Source organism: Mycobacterium sp. 852013-51886_SCH5428379 (genome assembly GCF_001665575.1).
Classification (GTDB): domain Bacteria; phylum Actinomycetota; class Actinomycetes; order Mycobacteriales; family Mycobacteriaceae; genus Mycobacterium.
Window position 1 is genome coordinate 121277 of record NZ_LZSU01000019.1, and the last position, 15143, is coordinate 136419.

The following is a 15143-nucleotide window of genomic DNA, read 5'->3' on the forward strand; positions in this document are numbered from 1 at the left end:
GCGCCCCGACAGACCCCATCCCGATCGCCGGCTTGACCACCACCTCGCCGGCCGGGATCTCGACGGGCTGGCCGGCCTCGACGATCCGCGTCGGCACGATCGGGACGCCGCGGCTTTCCAGGTCGAGCAGGTAGTGCTTGTCGGCGTTCCACGCCACGACGTCGGGTCCGTTGAGCAGCTGGCGCACCGCGCGCGTATAGGCCAGGAACTCCTCGAGGCGGTCGATGTAGTCCCAGGTCGCCCGCAGGATCACCACGTCGGCGTCGGCCGTGGCCGGGTCGTCCCAGGACAGCCACCGGGCGTGCAGCCCGCGGGTGGCCAGCGCCTCGACCAGCCCGTCGTCGTCCCCGTCGCTGCGCGGCAGCGCCGGACAGGCGGCCAGCACGATCTTCGGATGGAACACGTCCGGGCGCGCGAGCCTCATGGTCGGCAATGATAGAGCTCATGTACGCCATCGAAGTCGCCGAGACGGGCGGTCCCGAAGTCCTCAACCACGTCGAGAAGCCACAGCCCACCCCTGGTCCCGGGCAGGTGCTGATCAAGGCCGAAGCGATCGGCGTCAACTTCATCGACACCTATTTCCGGTCCGGCCAGTATCCGCGGGAGACCCCGTTCATCGTCGGCAGCGAGGTCTGCGGCCGGATCGAGGCCGTCGGTGACGACGTGCCGGCGCTGCAGGTCGGCGACCGGGTGGTCACCGACAAGGCGCTCGGGGCGTATGCCGAATACTGCGTGGCGCCCGCCGATTTCGTCGCCTATGTGCCCGAGGGGGTGGCGTCCGATGCGGTGGCCTCGGCGCTGCTCAAGGGGATGACCGCGCACTATCTGATCAAGTCGACCTATCCGGTGCAGCAGGGCGACTTCGTGCTGGTGCACGCCGGCGCGGGCGGGGTCGGGCTGCTGCTGACCCAGTGGGCGACGAGTATGGCGGCCAAGGTGATCACGACGGTCTCGACGCCCGAGAAAGCCGAATTGTCCCGGCAGGCGGGCGCATTCGAGGTGCTCGACTACCCCGACGATCCGCAGGAGTTCGGCGCGAAGATCCGGGAGCTCACGGGCGGCAACGGTGTCGCGGCGGTCTACGACGGGGTGGGCGCCGCCACGTTCGACGCCAGCCTGGCCAGCCTGGCGGTACGGGGGACGCTGGCGCTGTTCGGTGCGGCCAGCGGTCCGGTACCGCCGGTGGATCCGCAGCGGCTCAACGCCGCCGGGTCGGTGTTCCTCACGCGGCCCAACCTCGCGCACCACACCCGCACGGCCGACGAATTCTCCTGGCGGGCCGGGGAGCTGCTCGACGCCATCAACTCCGGCACGCTCACCGTGACGGTCAGCGAACGCTATCCGCTGGCCGACGCGGCCCGCGCGCACACCGATCTGCAGGGCCGCAAGACGGTCGGCTCGGTGGTGCTGGTGCCGTGATCTTGTGATCGATGTGAGAAATTCACATCGGTGACCTAGGCTCGGGGGGTGGCCGCCGGTCTGAATGCACACGCGCGACGGTCGGCGATCGCCGCCCGTATCCAGGCCGACCGCGAGGTCGACTTCGCTTCGCTGGCCGAGGAATACGGCGTTTCGGAGATGACGATTCGCCGTGACATCGAGCGGCTCGAGGATCAGGGCATCGCGCGGCGGGTGCTCGGCGGGGCCATTGCCTACGGCGGCAAGAGCACCGAACCGTCGTTCGCTGCCAGGGCCGCCGAGGCGGCCGACCAGAAGACCCACATCGCGGCCGCCGTCGCCGATCTGGTCGCGCCGCAGGAAACGATCATCCTCGACAGCGGCAGCACGGTGCTGGCGGTCGCGCGCGCTCTCAAGGGCCGGGAGCTGGGACTGACCGTGATCACGCCCAGTGTGCTGGTGGCCGTCGAATTGGCCGACGAACCCGACACCACGGTCCTGCTGACCGGTGGCAAGGTGCGACCCGGCGAGCTCAGCCTGATCGGCGCCGAAGCCGAGGACTTCTACCTGCGGTACAACTGCGACACCTACGTGATGGGCATCGCCGGAGTGGACGGGCGTCGGGGGGCCTCGGAGTACCACCGCGAGGAGGGCAACGTGAAACAGGCCGCGATGCGCTCGGCGGACCGGGTCATCGTCGCGGCGGACGCCACCAAGCTGGGCCGGGTGCAGTTGATCAACGTCGCGCCGGTCTCGGGGATCTCGGTCCTGGTCACCGATGGGTCGCCGACCCATCCGACCGTGACGGCGCTGCAGCGCGCCGGCGTAGACGTGCGGTGCGTGAACGCCCGGTCAGCGCCAGTGGGCTGACATCGCGTCGCGCCCCGGACCCGGGCGCGACACCGTCGCCCCGGCCTCCGCAGCGATCAGGGCGCCCGCCGCCCAGTCGTGAACGGCCAGATCGTCCTCGAAGAAACCGTCCAGGCTGCCCTGGGCCAACAGGCACAGATCGATCGCCGCCGCCCCGAACCGGCGCATGTCGGTGTACCCGGTGAGCAGCCCAGCCAGCTCGCGCACCTGACGCGCACGGTGGTCCGGATCGTACGACAACCCGGTGCCGAGCACCCGTGCCGAAGTCGGCGCCAGCCCGAGCGGCAGGCGCTGGACACCCTCGTCGGTGGCCACCTGTGCGCCCCCGCCGGACACCGCGCTCCATGTCATCGACAGTGCCGGAGCGCACACCGCACCGGCCAGCCACAGTCCGTCCGACACGCGTCGCACCGCGACGGATGTGCCGAAGAACGGAATCCGCCGCGTGAAGTTGGTAGTCCCGTCGAGCGGATCGACCACCCACTCCAGCCCACTGTTCCCCGGCTGCGGCGCCAATTCTTCGCCGAGAATCGCATCGTCGGGCCGTGCGGCAGTGAGCACGTCGCGCACCGCGCTCTCCGCCTCGCGGTCGACGGCGGTGACGACGTCACCCGCTGCGCTTTTGGTCTCCGCGGTGAAGTGGGTGGTCAATCGACGTGCACAGACATCGGCGCCGCGCTGCGCGGCCTCGACGGCGAGGCCGCGCAGGTCCTCGCGCGGTTTCACAGCGTGGTGCGGAACTCTTTGACGGCGCCCATCAGCTCCCGCACCCGCGAAATGACCGCGCGGTTCTCGAAGACGCCGTCCTGCTTGAAATAGGTCCCGACGACCGCGCCGTCAGCGATCGCCAACTGATTGGCCGCGTTCTCGGCCCGCACGCCGGTGTTGACGAAGACCGGCACCGCCCCCGCCGACCGCTTGACCAGAGCCAGCGCCTGCGTGTCGGTCGACGATCCGGCGGTCAGCCCGGACACGCAGATCGCATCGGGTTTGGTGGCGAAGACCGTTGTCTTCGTGATCGATTCGAGGCCGCGTTCGGCGAGATAGGTCGCCGACTCCGGGACGATGTTGAACAGCAGCTTGACGCCGGCGCCGCCCACACGGTGCCGGTGGCGGGCGACCTCGCCGACGTTGGTGTCCCACAGGCCGAAGTCGCTGGCGTACACGCCGGTGAAGATCTCGCGGACCCACTGCGCACCGGTGGCCACTGCCAGGTCGATGGACGCACGGCCGTCCCACAGCACGTTGACGCCGTAGGGCAGCGTCAGCTCGCCGAGCAACTCGCCGATCACCCTGGCCATGGTGATCGCGGTGATCGGCTCGGTCTTCGTCAGATAGGGCAGGCTGAACTCATTGGAGATCATCACGCCGTCCACACCGCCGTCGCGCAGTGCGGCCAGCTCCTCCTTTGCGCGGTCCACGACCGCGCGGACACCGGCGGCCGAATCGAAGGCGGGGTCTCCCGGCAGCGCCGACAGGTGCAACATGGCGATCACCGGTTTCTGCACACCGAAAACCTCATCGAGCCAACTGGTCATCAGATCCTCCGGGGTTGTCGCGGTCGCCGGTCTTGTTATTAGATAACATCTCGATCGAGCTTGCCGCGTCTTTTACGTGACGGTTACACACAACGTGTGAGAATCTAACAGATAGACGCTACGGTTGGCTCCACGCCAGCAGAGAGGACGGGATGGCCCAGTTCACCATCGGTGTCGACATCGGGACCACGGGCACCAAGACCGTGCTCGTCGATGTCTCCGCCGGCCGCATCGTGGCCCAAGCCGCCCGTGACACCCGCCTGATCGCCGACCGCGCCGGACATGCCGAAGCCGATCCTGGTCAGTGGATCGATAACGCGCACAGCACGATTCGCGAGGTACTCGCAGCATCCGGGGTCTCACCCGCCGATGTCGGCGCGCTGGCGACGACGGGCATGGTGCCCGCCGTGGTCCCCGTGGACGCGCACGGCGACCCGGTTCGGCGCGCGCTGCTGCAGAACGACGCCCGCGCCACCGCGGAGATCGAGATGCTCCGCACCACAATGGATCCCGAGTCGGCCCTGGCCGCGACCGGTTCCGCGATCACGCAGCAATCGGTTGCCCCCACCGCAATGTGGTTGCGGCGCAATGAATCACGGCAGTGGCGCGATACCGCACGCCTTGTCGGCTCCTACGACTGGGTGCTGATGGCGCTCGGCGCCGACCCCCACGTCGAGTTGAACTGGGCGATCGAATCGGGGTTGGGGACTCTTTACGGCAGCCTGTACGGACCCGCCTTCGCCGCCGCCGAACTGTCCACAGACCTGGTCCCGCACGTGCTCGCGCCCGGGGCGACGGCAGGCGCCCTGCACCCCGACGCCGCGGCCGCGACGGGGCTACCCGTCGGCCTCCCCCTGGTCGTGGGCGGCGCCGACCACGTGCTGTCAGCCTATGCGGCCGGGGTGAACGCCCCCGGTGACTGGCTGGTCAAGCTCGGCGGCGCCGGTGACGTGCTGGCCGCCAGTGACACCCCTGTCGTCGACGCCCGCCTCTACCTGGATGCGCACCCGGTCCCGGGCCGGTGGCTGCCGAACGGGTGCATGGCCACCAGCGGCAGCCTCATCCGGTGGTTCCAGACGCTGGTCGGCGGGGTCGAACTGACCGATCTGGACGACGAAGCCGCCGGGCGCGGCCCCGCGGAACTACTCTGTCTGCCCTACTTCCTCGGCGAGAAGAGCCCGCTGCACGACCCGGATCTTCGCGGCGCATTCGTCGGACTCGACCTCGTCCACACCCGCGCCGATATGTATCGCGCCGTGCTCGAGGCCATCGCCTTCGGCTTCAAGCACCACACCGAGGTGTTCGCCGACATCGGCGTCCGTCTCGGACCGGCGATGGTGACCAACGGCGGTAGTAAGTCGGTGCTCTGGAAGCAGATCCTGGCCGATGTGCTCGACGCCCCGCTCTGGCCGGTGATCGGCCATCCGGGCGCGTCCCTGGGCGCGGCACTGGCCGCCGCGGTGGGCGTGGGCATGGTCGACGGCTGGGACGACATCGGCAGATTCCGTACGCTCGGCGACCCGGTACAACCCGAGCCCACCCGCGCAGGCCGGTACGCAGAGGCCTACGGACAGTGGCGCGAACTGGGCGACCTGCTCACACCGGTTTCACACCGGTTGGCTCGAAAGGACAAGCAGTGAAACACGATTCGACAGGCACCGTCGTGGTGACCGGAGCGGGATCCGGTATCGGCCGGGCGATCGTCACCACGCTCGCCGACCGGGGCTGGCGGGTCATCGTCACCGACCTCGACACCGCGGCCGCAGAACAGTCGGTGGCCGGGCTGAGCGGATCCGGCCACGAAAGTCATCACCTCGACGTGACCGACGCCGGTGCAGCCACCCGGCTGGCCGACGACGTGGCCGACCGGCTCGGACTCGACGCCTGGGTCAACAACGCCGGAATCTCGGCCATGGCGCCCTTCCTCGACGTGACCGGCGAACAATACGACCGCAGCCTCGAGGTCAACCTGCGCTCGGTCTTCTTCTGCGGCCAGGCTGCGGCACGGGCCATGGTGCGCACCGGACGTGAAGGCACAATCGTGAACACGGCGTCGATGGCCGCCAAGCAGGGACGGGTGCCGTTCCTGTCGGACTATGTCGCCTCCAAGTTCGGCGTGCTGGGCCTGACCCAGGCCATGGCCTACGAGCTCGCCGCCCACCGGATCACCGTGAACTGCGTGTGCCCGGGCTTCGTCGCCACCCCGATGCAGAGCCGAGAGCTGGAATGGGAGGCCCGGCTGACCGGATCCACTCCGGAGGCGGTGCGTGACGGCTGGGTCGAGGCCACCCCCCTGGGCCGGTTGCAGACACCCGACGACGTCGCCCGCGCGGTGGCGTTCCTGGTGTCCGACGACGCCCGTTTCATCACCGGCGAAGCGCTGTCCGTCAACGGCGGCGCATACATGGACTGACGCCGGCAGGCCCGGCCTCTCCGACCCGATTCCGCCCGTCCCACCCAACAGGAAGTGAGAACGATGAAAATTCCCAAGCTACGGCCGCGTTCGGCGCGGTGGTTGCCGGCCGCAGTGACAGCCGCCGGGCTCGTGCTGACGGGATGCGCCGGCAGCGGCGGATCGGGCGGCGAGCAGCAGTCGTCCGGGCTGGGCGACGTCCCCACCGACACCAGTGCCACCGTCCGGGTGCTGATGGAGAACGTGCCCGACACCGAGATCGTGCAGAATATGGTCGGCCGGTTCAACGAGAAGTACCCGCAGGTGAAGGTCGACATCGAGACCATGACCTTCGATCAGATGCGCGACCGGCTGGTGTCGTCGTTCCAGGCCGCCGAGCCCACCTACGACCTCATCGTCGTGGACAACCCGTGGATGGACGACTTCGCGGAGGCGGGCTTCCTGGAGCCGCTCGGCGAGCGCATCGCCGCCACCACCGATTACCGGCCCGACGACTTCTTCCCGTCGCTGACCGAGATCACCGACGTCGACGGCACCACCTACGGCGTGCCGTTCTACAACTACGCGCTGGGCTACATCTACAACCAGCCCGATCTGCAGTCGGCCGGGCTGCAGGTGCCCACCGACCTCGACGCGCTGGTCAGCACGTCGCAGCGGCTCAAGGCCGGTGACCGGGCGGGCATCGCGATGCAGCCGCAACGGGGCTACAAGATCTTCGAGGAGTGGGCCAACTGGCTGTTCGCGGCCGGTGGGTCGATCTATGGCGAGGACGGCAAGCCCACACTGGACACCGCCGAAGCCGCCCGCGCGCTGGACGCCTACATCGAGACCTACCGCACCGCCGCGCCGGCGAACAGCCTGTCGTGGGGATTCGACGAGGCCTTCCGCTCCGTGTCGAGCGGGAAGGCGGCATCGATGATCGGCTACAACTGGAATCTGCCGGCGCTCAACGATCCGGTCGGGGCCTCCGGTGAGCGTGCCGGACAGTTCTCGCTGGCGCCGATCCCGGGCGGCAAATCCGCACTGGGCTCCTGGAGTTGGGCGATCCCGGCCAACTCCGCGGCCTCCGACGGCGCGTGGGCGTTCGTCTCCTGGATCACCTCCCCCGACGTCGACGCCCAGCGTGTGGCCGACGGCGGCGCGGTGATCCGGCAGAGCTCGCTGACCGACGCCAAGGTGCTGGCCGACGGATACGGCGAGGCGTACTACCGCACCGTCGGGGAGATCCTCCAGGACGCCGCCCCGCTGACGCAGGGCAAGGGCGGCGAGGAGATGATCCAGGCCGTGGGCACCGAGTTGAACGACGCTGTCGCGGGCAACAAGAGCGTCGCCGACGCACTGCGCGACGCCCAGGCCGCCGCAGAGCGGATCCAGCAGTGACAGTGGGGAATCCGGCGGCCGCCGCGGTGGTGGGCGGATGAAGCTCGGCTTCAAGTACGGAATGGTCGCGCCGCTGCTCGCGCTCTTCGCGGTGGCCGTCGGGTTCCCCCTCTGCTACGCGGCATATCTCTCGGTCACCGACTACCGGTTGACCGATCGCACTCCGCCGGATTTCGTCGGGGTCGGCAACTTCACCAGCGCGCTCGGCAACGGCGCCTTCTGGGAGGCGTTCGCCACCACGGCGACGTACGTGGTGATCGCCGTGGTGCTCGAGCTGGTCTTGGGCTTCGGGGTGGCGCTGGCGCTGCATCAGCAGCGCTGGGCGAAGGATCTGTCCCGGGCGCTGGTGTTGGCGCCGATGTTCATCACGCCGATCGCCGTCGGCCTGATCTTCCGGTTCCTGCTCAACGACCAGATCGGTGCGGTGCCGGCGCTGCTGCACGCCGTCGGTGCCGACTATGACTTCTTCGGGTCCGGACGGGCACTGCTCACACTGGCGTTCATCGACGTCTGGCAGTGGACGCCGTTCATGGTGCTGCTGATCCTGGCCGGCCTGGAGTCGATGCCCAAACAACCCATGGAGGCCGCGCGCGTGGACGGGGCCGGGCCGGTCTACCGGCTGCGTCGCGTCCTGATCCCGATGCTGGCCCCGGTGTTGACGGTGGCGGTCCTGTTGCGCAGCCTCGACGCCCTGCGGGTGTTCGAGTACGTCTACGCCACCACCAGGGGCGGCCCCGGCACCGACACGCAGACCCTGCAGTACTTCATGTACCTGGAGGGCATCCAGTTCTTCCGGCTGGCACAGGCCAGCGCTATGGCGTTCATCGTGCTGGCGCTGGTGCTCGTCGTCATCGTCGTGGCGTTCCGCACGATGGAGCGCACCCGGACGGGAAGCAACCGATGAATCGATCGCGTCCGCTCGACGTCCTGCGGATCACCGTGCTGACCACGGCGCTGGTGTTCGTGCTGTTCCCGATCGCCTGGGTGGCGCTGGCCAGTCTCAAGACGCCCGAACAGATGTCGGAGCCCTGGCTGCTGGCCTTCACGCCGACGTTCGACAACTGGGCCGCGGTGCTGGACTCCGGCATCTTCGCCGCCGCCGGCCGCAGCGCCCTGGTCGGCGTGGTGACCGTGGCGGTGAGCCTGGTCGTGGGCAGCATGGGCGCCTACGCCATCGCCAAGTACCGCGCCGGCGGTTCGCTCACCCGGTTCGGCATGCTCGCCGCACAGGTGGTGCCCCCCGCGGTGATGGTCTTCCCCTTCCTCACCATGGCCCAGGCGCTGCGGCTGACCGACACGCTCGCGCCGGTGATCTTCGCCCACCTGAGTTTCGTGCTGCCGCTGGTGACCTGGTTCCTGATCGGCTTCTTCGAGGCTGTGCCCTCGTCGCTCGAGGAGCAGGCCAGGGTCGACGGATTCAGCCGGTGGCAGGCCTTCCGGCTCGTGGTGCTGCCCCAGGTGTACCCGGGCATCGGCGCGGCAGGCATCTTCGGCTTCACGCTGTCGTGGAACGACCTGTTCTACGGGCTGATCCTGGCGCCGGGCAATGCGGCGATCCTGCCGGTGGCCATCGCCAACTTCAACACCTTCCGCGGCGTGCAGATCGGCACCATGAGCGCCGCCATCATCATCGCGATCGTGCCGGTCGTGGTGGCCAGCTTCTTCATCCAGCGCCGCTTGGTCCAGGGGATCAGCGGCGGCGCGGTCAAGTACTAGTAGCGAGGAACCCCTCCATGGCATCGGTCTCGTTCTCTGCGGTCACCAAGGCGTTCAACGACACCACTGTGGTCTCCGACCTCGACCTCGAGCTCGCCGACGGCAGCATGACCGTCCTGGTCGGCCCGTCCGGCTGCGGCAAGACCACGTCGCTGCGCATGCTCGCGGGCCTCGAGGACGTCACGTCGGGCACCATCCGCATCGGTGACCGGGATGTCACCCGGCTGGAACCCAAGGACCGCGACATCGCGATGGTGTTCCAGAACTATGCGCTCTATCCGCATCTGACGGTGCGCGAGAACATCGCGTTTCCGTTGCGCGCCACCCGGGTTGCCCGTGCCGAGGCACTGCGCCGCGCCGACGACATCGCGGCCTCGCTCGGGCTCGGCGCACTGGTGGCCCGCAAACCCAAGGATCTCTCCGGCGGCCAGCAGCAGCGGGTGGCGATCGGTCGGGCCATCATCCGCGAACCGTCGGTGTTCCTGTTCGACGAACCGCTGAGCAACCTGGACGCCAAACTGCGCGTCGAGACCCGCACCGAGTTGCTCCGGCTGCAGCGCCGCCTGGGCGTCACATCCCTCTACGTCACTCACGACCAGGAGGAGGCCATGACGTTGTCCGACCGCATCGTGGTGATGCGCGACGGGCGGATCGCCCAGGCCGGTCCGCCGGCCGAGGTCTACGCGCGGCCGGCCGATGTGTTCGTCGCGACGTTCGTCGGCAGCCCGAAGATGAATCTCGTCACCGGTGCCGTCTCCGGCGGGGAGGTACGCACCCCGGGTGGACTGAGGATCGCGGTGGGGGGACCGGACGCGGCGGCGGTCACCGTAGGCGTGCGCCCCGACGATCTGCTGCTCAGCCCGGACGCCGACGGCACCGCGCGCGTAGAGCTAGTCGAACTGCTGGGCCCCCGGGCGATCGTGACGGTGCGCTGCGGTGAGGAACAACTCACCAGTGTCGTCCCGGCAGCGGCTCTGTCCGCGATCGCCACCGGAACGTCGGTACGACTGTCCGCCCAACCGGCTGACGTGCACCGGTTCGACCCGGAGACCGGTCGGCGCCTTTAATCTGGGTCCGGTGCAGGACCTCGTCGTGACGCCCGCGTTCGTGGTGCCCGGGTCGGAGCTGAGCGAACGCTTCTCCCGCTCGTCGGGTCCCGGCGGCCAGGGGGTCAACACCACCGACAGCCGCGTCGAGCTGTCGTTCGACGTCGCAAACTCCCCCGCGGTGCCGCAGCATCTGCGCCACCGGATGCTGTGTCGGCTGCGCGGGCGGCTCAGCACAGGTGTCCTGACGGTGACGGCGAGTGAGCATCGCGCTCAACTGCAGAACCGCACCGCCGCGCGTGAGCGGATGGCACGGCTGCTGCGCGACGCGGCGGCGGCTCCCCCGCCGGCGCGCCGTCCGACCCGGCCGACGCGGGGTTCGAAGGAACGCCGGATCGGCGAGAAGAAGCGTCGCGGGACGCTCAAACAGGGCCGCCGCGGCGGCTGGGATCAGACCTAGAAACTCAGCAGCGTGGGCAGGGCCAGCGCGGAGTCCACCGCCAGCGCGCAGAACACCACGGCCAGGTAGTTGTTCGATTGCAGGAACAGCCGCAGCGGCTTGACCGGCTCACCGCGCTTGACGCCGCTGTAGAGCTGGTGGGCCATCACCAGGAACCACGCCCCGGCCAGCAGCGCGACGGCGGCATACAGCCAGCCGGTGGCCAGCGCGAGCGCCAGTGTCGCGATCACCGTCAGCCACGTGTAGATGAGGATCTGGCGGGTCACCTGGCGCTCGGTGGCGACGGCAGGCAGCATCGGCACGCCGGCCGCCTTGTAGTCGTCCTTGTAGCGCATCGCCAGCGCCCAGGTGTGCGGCGGCGTCCAGAAGAAGATCACGAGGAACATGACCAGCGCCGGCCACTGGATGGTGCCGGTGACCGCCGACCAGCCGATCATCACCGGCATACAGCCGGCCGCGCCGCCCCACACCACGTTCTGGGACGTCCGCCGCTTGAGCAGCAGCGTGTAGACGAAGACGTAGAACGCGATGGTGGCCAGGGCGAGCAGACCCGAAAGCAGGTTGCTCGACCACCACAGCCAGAAGAACGACGTCGCGGACAGCACCAGCCCGAACACCAGAGCGTTGCGGGTGGGCACCGACGCACGGGCCAGCGGACGGCGTGCCGTGCGCTTCATCACCTTGTCGATGTCGGCGTCGGCCACGCAGTTGAGCGTGTTCGCGCCCGCGGCGGCCAGCATGCCGCCGATCAGCGTGTTGAGGATCAACAGCGGATCGACGGTGCCGCGGTCGGCCAGCAGCATGGCTGGGATCGCGGTGACCAGCAACAGCTCGATCACCCGCGGCTTCGTCAGAGCCACGTAGGACAGGAGCGTGTTGACGATGCCCCCAGCCCCGGCGAGGAGGGAGCGCTCGCGGATGCTCACGCAGGTAACTCCTCACAGGTGGCTTCACGCAGACTTCTACTACAGGCGATGGTAGACCCGGACGGCGAGCAGGCGACAGCTGGGTGGACGGCACTGCGCTCCCTCGCGCGTCGGCACTAGGGTGGACGTCGGGATACGCCGATTTGATCGAGGAGCACCTGTCGTGACGACAACCGAAGAGATCACTGCACTCACCCGGCCGCATCACCCCGACGACTGGACCGAGCTGGACACCGTCGCGGTGGACACGGTCCGGGTTCTGGCGGCCGATGCGGTGCAGAAGGTCGGCAACGGTCACCCCGGGACGGCGATGAGCCTCGCGCCGCTGGCCTACACGCTGTTCCAGCGGCAGATGCGCCATGATCCGAGCGACGTGCACTGGCTGGGCCGCGACCGCTTCATCCTGTCCTGCGGGCACTCCAGCCTCACGCTGTACATCCAGCTGTATCTCGGCGGCTTCGGCCTCGAGCTCGAGGACATCGAGGCGCTGCGCACCTTCAAGTCCAAGACCCCGGGCCACCCCGAGTTCCGGCACACCAAGGGTGTGGAGATCACCACCGGCCCGCTGGGCCAGGGTCTGGCCTCGGCGGTCGGCATGGCGATGGCGGCGCGCTTCGAGCGCGGGCTGTTCGATCCGGACGCGGCGCCGGGCACCAGCCCGTTCGACCACTACATCTACGTGATCGCCTCCGACGGCGACATCGAGGAGGGGGTGACCAGCGAGGCCAGCTCGCTGGCCGGCACCCAGCAGCTGGGCAACCTGATCGTCTTCTACGACCAGAACCAGATCTCGATCGAGCACGACACCAACATCGCGCTCAGCGAGGACGTCGCGGCCCGCTACCGCGCCTACGGGTGGCACGTGCAGGAGGTCGAGGGCGGCGAGAACGTCACCGGAATCGAAGAAGCCATCGAAGCCGCCAAAGCGGTGACGGACCGCCCGTCGTTCATCGCGGTGCGCACAATCATCGGCTACCCCGCGCCCAACAAGATGAACACCGGCGGCGTACACGGTTCGGCGCTCGGCGACGAGGAAGTGGCCGCCACCAAGAAGATCCTCGGCTTCGATCCGGACAAGACCTTCGAGGTGCGACCCGAGGTCATCGAGCACACCCGCAAACTGGTCGATCGCGGCCGGGAGGCCCACGAGAAGTGGCAGCCCGAGTTCGACGCATGGGCCGAGCGCGAGCCGGAGCGCAAGAAGTTGCTCGACCGGCTGACCGCCGAGGAACTACCCGACGGCTGGGATGCCGACATCACCTACTGGGAGCCGGGCAGCAAGGCCGTCGCCACCCGCGCAGCCTTCGGTCAGGTGCTCAACGACGTGGCGCCGCACCTGCCGGAACTGTGGGGCGGTTCGGCCGACCTCGCGGGCAGCAACAACACCACGATCAAGGGCGTGAACTCGTTCGGTCCGCCGTCGATCTCGACCGACGACTTCACCGCCGACTGGTATGGCCGGGTGTTGCACTTCGGCATCCGCGAACACGCGATGGGTTCGATCCTGTCGGGCATCGTGCTACACGGCCCCACCCGCGCGTTCGGGGGGACGTTCCTGCAGTTCTCCGACTACATGCGGCCTGCGGTCCGGCTGGCCTCGCTGATGGACATCGACACCATCTACATCTGGACCCACGATTCGATCGGTCTCGGTGAGGACGGCCCCACCCACCAGCCGATCGAACACCTCGCTGCGCTGCGCGCGATCCCGAACCTGTCGGTGGTCCGCCCGGGTGATCCGAACGAGACGGCGTACGCGTGGAAGAGCATCATCGCCCGCGGCAACGGCAGCGGTCCGGTCGGATTCATCCTGACCCGCCAGGGCGTTCCGGTCCTCGAGGGCACCGACGCCGAGGGCGTCTCCCGCGGCGGCTATGTGCTCGGCGGCGGTGACGCCACCGGTGCCGACGTGATCCTCATCGCCACCGGTTCGGAGTTGCAGCTGGCCGTCGAGGCCAAGAAATTGTTGGCCGACAAGGACATCGCGGCTGCAGTCGTTTCGATGCCCTGCGTCGAGTGGTTCGAATCGCAGCCCAAGGAGTACCGCGACCGCGTGCTGCCCCCCAACGTCTCCGCGCGCGTCGCCGTGGAGGCCGCCGTCGCCCAGAGCTGGTACAAGCTCGTCGGCGACACCGGCGAGATCATCTCCATCGAGCACTACGGAGAGTCCGCCGACGACAAGACGCTGTTCCGCGAATTCGGGTTCACCCCCGAGGCAGTGGCCGCCGCCGCGGAGCGCTCGATAGCGAACTGATTCTTCCGAAAGGGAACACCATGACACAGAACGAGAATCTCGCCGCTCTGTCGGCGGCGGGGGTATCCGTATGGCTCGACGACCTGTCCCGTGAGCGTCTGCAGACCGGCAACCTGCAGGAACTCATCGACACCAAGAGCATCGTCGGGGTGACGACGAACCCGTCGATCTTCCAGGCCGCGCTCTCGAAGGGCGACGCGTACGACGGTCAGATCCAGGAACTGGCCGAACGTGGCGCCGATGTCGACGCGACGATCCGCACCGTCACCACCGACGACGTGCGCAACGCCTGCGACGTCTTCGCCAAGACCTACGAGCGGTCCGGCGGCGTCGACGGTCGGGTGTCCATCGAGGTCGACCCGCGGCTGGCGCACGACACCGACAAGACGATCCTGCAGGCCATCGAGCTGTGGAAGATCGTCGACCGGCCCAACCTGCTGATCAAGATCCCCGCCACCGAGGCCGGCATCCCGGCCATCGCCTCCGTTCTGGCAGAGGGCATCTCGGTCAACGTGACGCTGATCTTCTCGGTCGAGCGCTACCGCCTGGTGATGGACGCCTACCTGCAGGGTCTGGAGAAGGCCAAGGAGGCCGGCCACGATCTGGCCAACATCCACTCCGTCGCCTCGTTCTTCGTCTCCCGCGTGGACACCGAGATCGACAGCCGGCTGGAGAAGATCGGCTCGGAGGAGGCGCTCGCACTGCGCGGTCAGGCCGGTGTCGCCAACGCCCGCCTCGCCTACGCCGCCTACGAGGAGATCTTCGTCGGCGGTTCGCGGTTCGAGAAGCTCAAGGCCGACGGTGCGCGCGTCCAGCGTCCGCTGTGGGCGTCGACCGGCGTGAAGAACCCCGACTACGCCGACACCCTCTACGTCACCGAGCTCGTCGCGCCGAACACCGTCAACACGATGCCGGAGAAGACGCTCGACGCGGTGGCCGACCACGGCGTCGTCACCGGCGACACGGTGACCGGCCGCGCCGGTGAGGCCCAGGAGGTCTTCGACAAGCTCGACGCGCTCGGCGTCGACCTCACCGACGTCTTCCTGGTGCTGGAGAACGAAGGCGTGGAGAAGTTCGAGAAGTCGTGGCAGGAGCTGCTGGAAGCCACCCAGGGTCAATTGGACGAGAAGAAGTCCTAACTC

The 15143-nt window shown here is 68.5% G+C and carries 14 protein-coding genes; 11 read left to right on the plus strand and 3 right to left on the minus strand.

The window, feature by feature from the left end:
* Positions 1 to 444 precede the first annotated feature (444 nt).
* Positions 445 to 1419 (plus strand): quinone oxidoreductase, encoded by a 975-nt coding sequence (locus tag A5757_RS07980; RefSeq protein WP_066831063.1) that lies wholly within the window; start codon positions 445 to 447, stop codon positions 1417 to 1419.
* 48 nt (positions 1420 to 1467) lie between these two features.
* Positions 1468 to 2268 carry a DeoR/GlpR family DNA-binding transcription regulator gene (locus A5757_RS07985; RefSeq protein ID WP_066831066.1) on the plus strand — a complete coding sequence of 267 codons (801 nt, stop codon included), beginning with the start codon at positions 1468 to 1470 and terminating at the stop codon, positions 2266 to 2268.
* Here A5757_RS07985 and A5757_RS07990 read toward each other — a convergent pair.
* Together A5757_RS07990 and A5757_RS07995 are read right to left on the minus strand one after the other, a co-directional pair.
* Positions 2251 to 2994 (minus strand): inositol monophosphatase family protein, encoded by a 744-nt coding sequence (locus A5757_RS07990; RefSeq protein ID WP_066831069.1) that lies wholly within the window; start codon positions 2992 to 2994, stop codon positions 2251 to 2253. The two genes, A5757_RS07985 and A5757_RS07990, sit on opposite strands and share 18 nt — an antisense overlap.
* Complete coding sequence (locus A5757_RS07995) at positions 2991 to 3806, minus strand: BtpA/SgcQ family protein (protein WP_066831072.1); 816 nt, start codon at positions 3804 to 3806, stop codon at positions 2991 to 2993. The genes A5757_RS07990 and A5757_RS07995 overlap by 4 nt, the downstream gene beginning before the upstream one ends.
* Before the next feature lie 152 nt (positions 3807 to 3958).
* Between A5757_RS07995 and A5757_RS08000 the strand changes: the two genes are divergently transcribed.
* From A5757_RS08000 to arfB, 7 genes are all read left to right on the plus strand, one after another.
* Positions 3959 to 5446: an FGGY-family carbohydrate kinase gene (locus A5757_RS08000; protein WP_066831074.1), complete on the plus strand. Its 1488-nt coding sequence runs from the start codon at positions 3959 to 3961 to the stop codon at positions 5444 to 5446.
* Positions 5443 to 6219: an SDR family NAD(P)-dependent oxidoreductase gene (locus A5757_RS08005; RefSeq protein ID WP_066831075.1), complete on the plus strand. Its 777-nt coding sequence runs from the start codon at positions 5443 to 5445 to the stop codon at positions 6217 to 6219. The genes A5757_RS08000 and A5757_RS08005 overlap by 4 nt, the downstream gene beginning before the upstream one ends.
* Before the next feature lie 63 nt (positions 6220 to 6282).
* Complete coding sequence (locus tag A5757_RS08010; RefSeq protein WP_066831077.1) at positions 6283 to 7599, plus strand: ABC transporter substrate-binding protein; 1317 nt, start codon at positions 6283 to 6285, stop codon at positions 7597 to 7599.
* Between the two features lie 37 nt (positions 7600 to 7636).
* On the plus strand, positions 7637 to 8503 hold the full coding sequence (locus tag A5757_RS08015) for a carbohydrate ABC transporter permease (protein ID WP_066831080.1): 867 nt from the start codon (positions 7637 to 7639) through the stop codon (positions 8501 to 8503).
* Positions 8500 to 9315 carry a carbohydrate ABC transporter permease gene (locus tag A5757_RS08020; protein ID WP_066831082.1) on the plus strand — a complete coding sequence of 272 codons (816 nt, stop codon included), beginning with the start codon at positions 8500 to 8502 and terminating at the stop codon, positions 9313 to 9315. The genes A5757_RS08015 and A5757_RS08020 overlap by 4 nt, the downstream gene beginning before the upstream one ends.
* Before the next feature lie 17 nt (positions 9316 to 9332).
* Positions 9333 to 10382 carry an ABC transporter ATP-binding protein gene (locus A5757_RS08025; RefSeq protein ID WP_066831085.1) on the plus strand — a complete coding sequence of 350 codons (1050 nt, stop codon included), beginning with the start codon at positions 9333 to 9335 and terminating at the stop codon, positions 10380 to 10382.
* Positions 10383 to 10392: 10 nt separating this feature from the next.
* A complete protein-coding gene (gene arfB / locus A5757_RS08030; RefSeq protein ID WP_369815922.1) occupies positions 10393 to 10821 on the plus strand; it encodes an alternative ribosome rescue aminoacyl-tRNA hydrolase ArfB in 429 nt (142 codons plus the stop codon).
* On the opposite strand, the gene A5757_RS08035 is transcribed toward arfB, so the two are convergent.
* Positions 10818 to 11747, minus strand: coding sequence for a heme o synthase (locus A5757_RS08035; protein WP_066831088.1), 930 nt, complete (start codon positions 11745 to 11747; stop codon positions 10818 to 10820). The two genes, arfB and A5757_RS08035, sit on opposite strands and share 4 nt — an antisense overlap.
* A 163-nt stretch (positions 11748 to 11910) precedes the next feature.
* Here A5757_RS08035 and tkt point away from each other — a divergent pair, with 163 nt between their 5' ends.
* Positions 11911 to 14001: a transketolase gene (gene tkt / locus A5757_RS08040; RefSeq protein ID WP_066831097.1), complete on the plus strand. Its 2091-nt coding sequence runs from the start codon at positions 11911 to 11913 to the stop codon at positions 13999 to 14001.
* Positions 14002 to 14021: 20 nt separating this feature from the next.
* On the plus strand, positions 14022 to 15140 hold the full coding sequence (tal, locus tag A5757_RS08045; RefSeq protein ID WP_066831099.1) for a transaldolase: 1119 nt from the start codon (positions 14022 to 14024) through the stop codon (positions 15138 to 15140).
* Positions 15141 to 15143 lie beyond the last annotated feature (3 nt).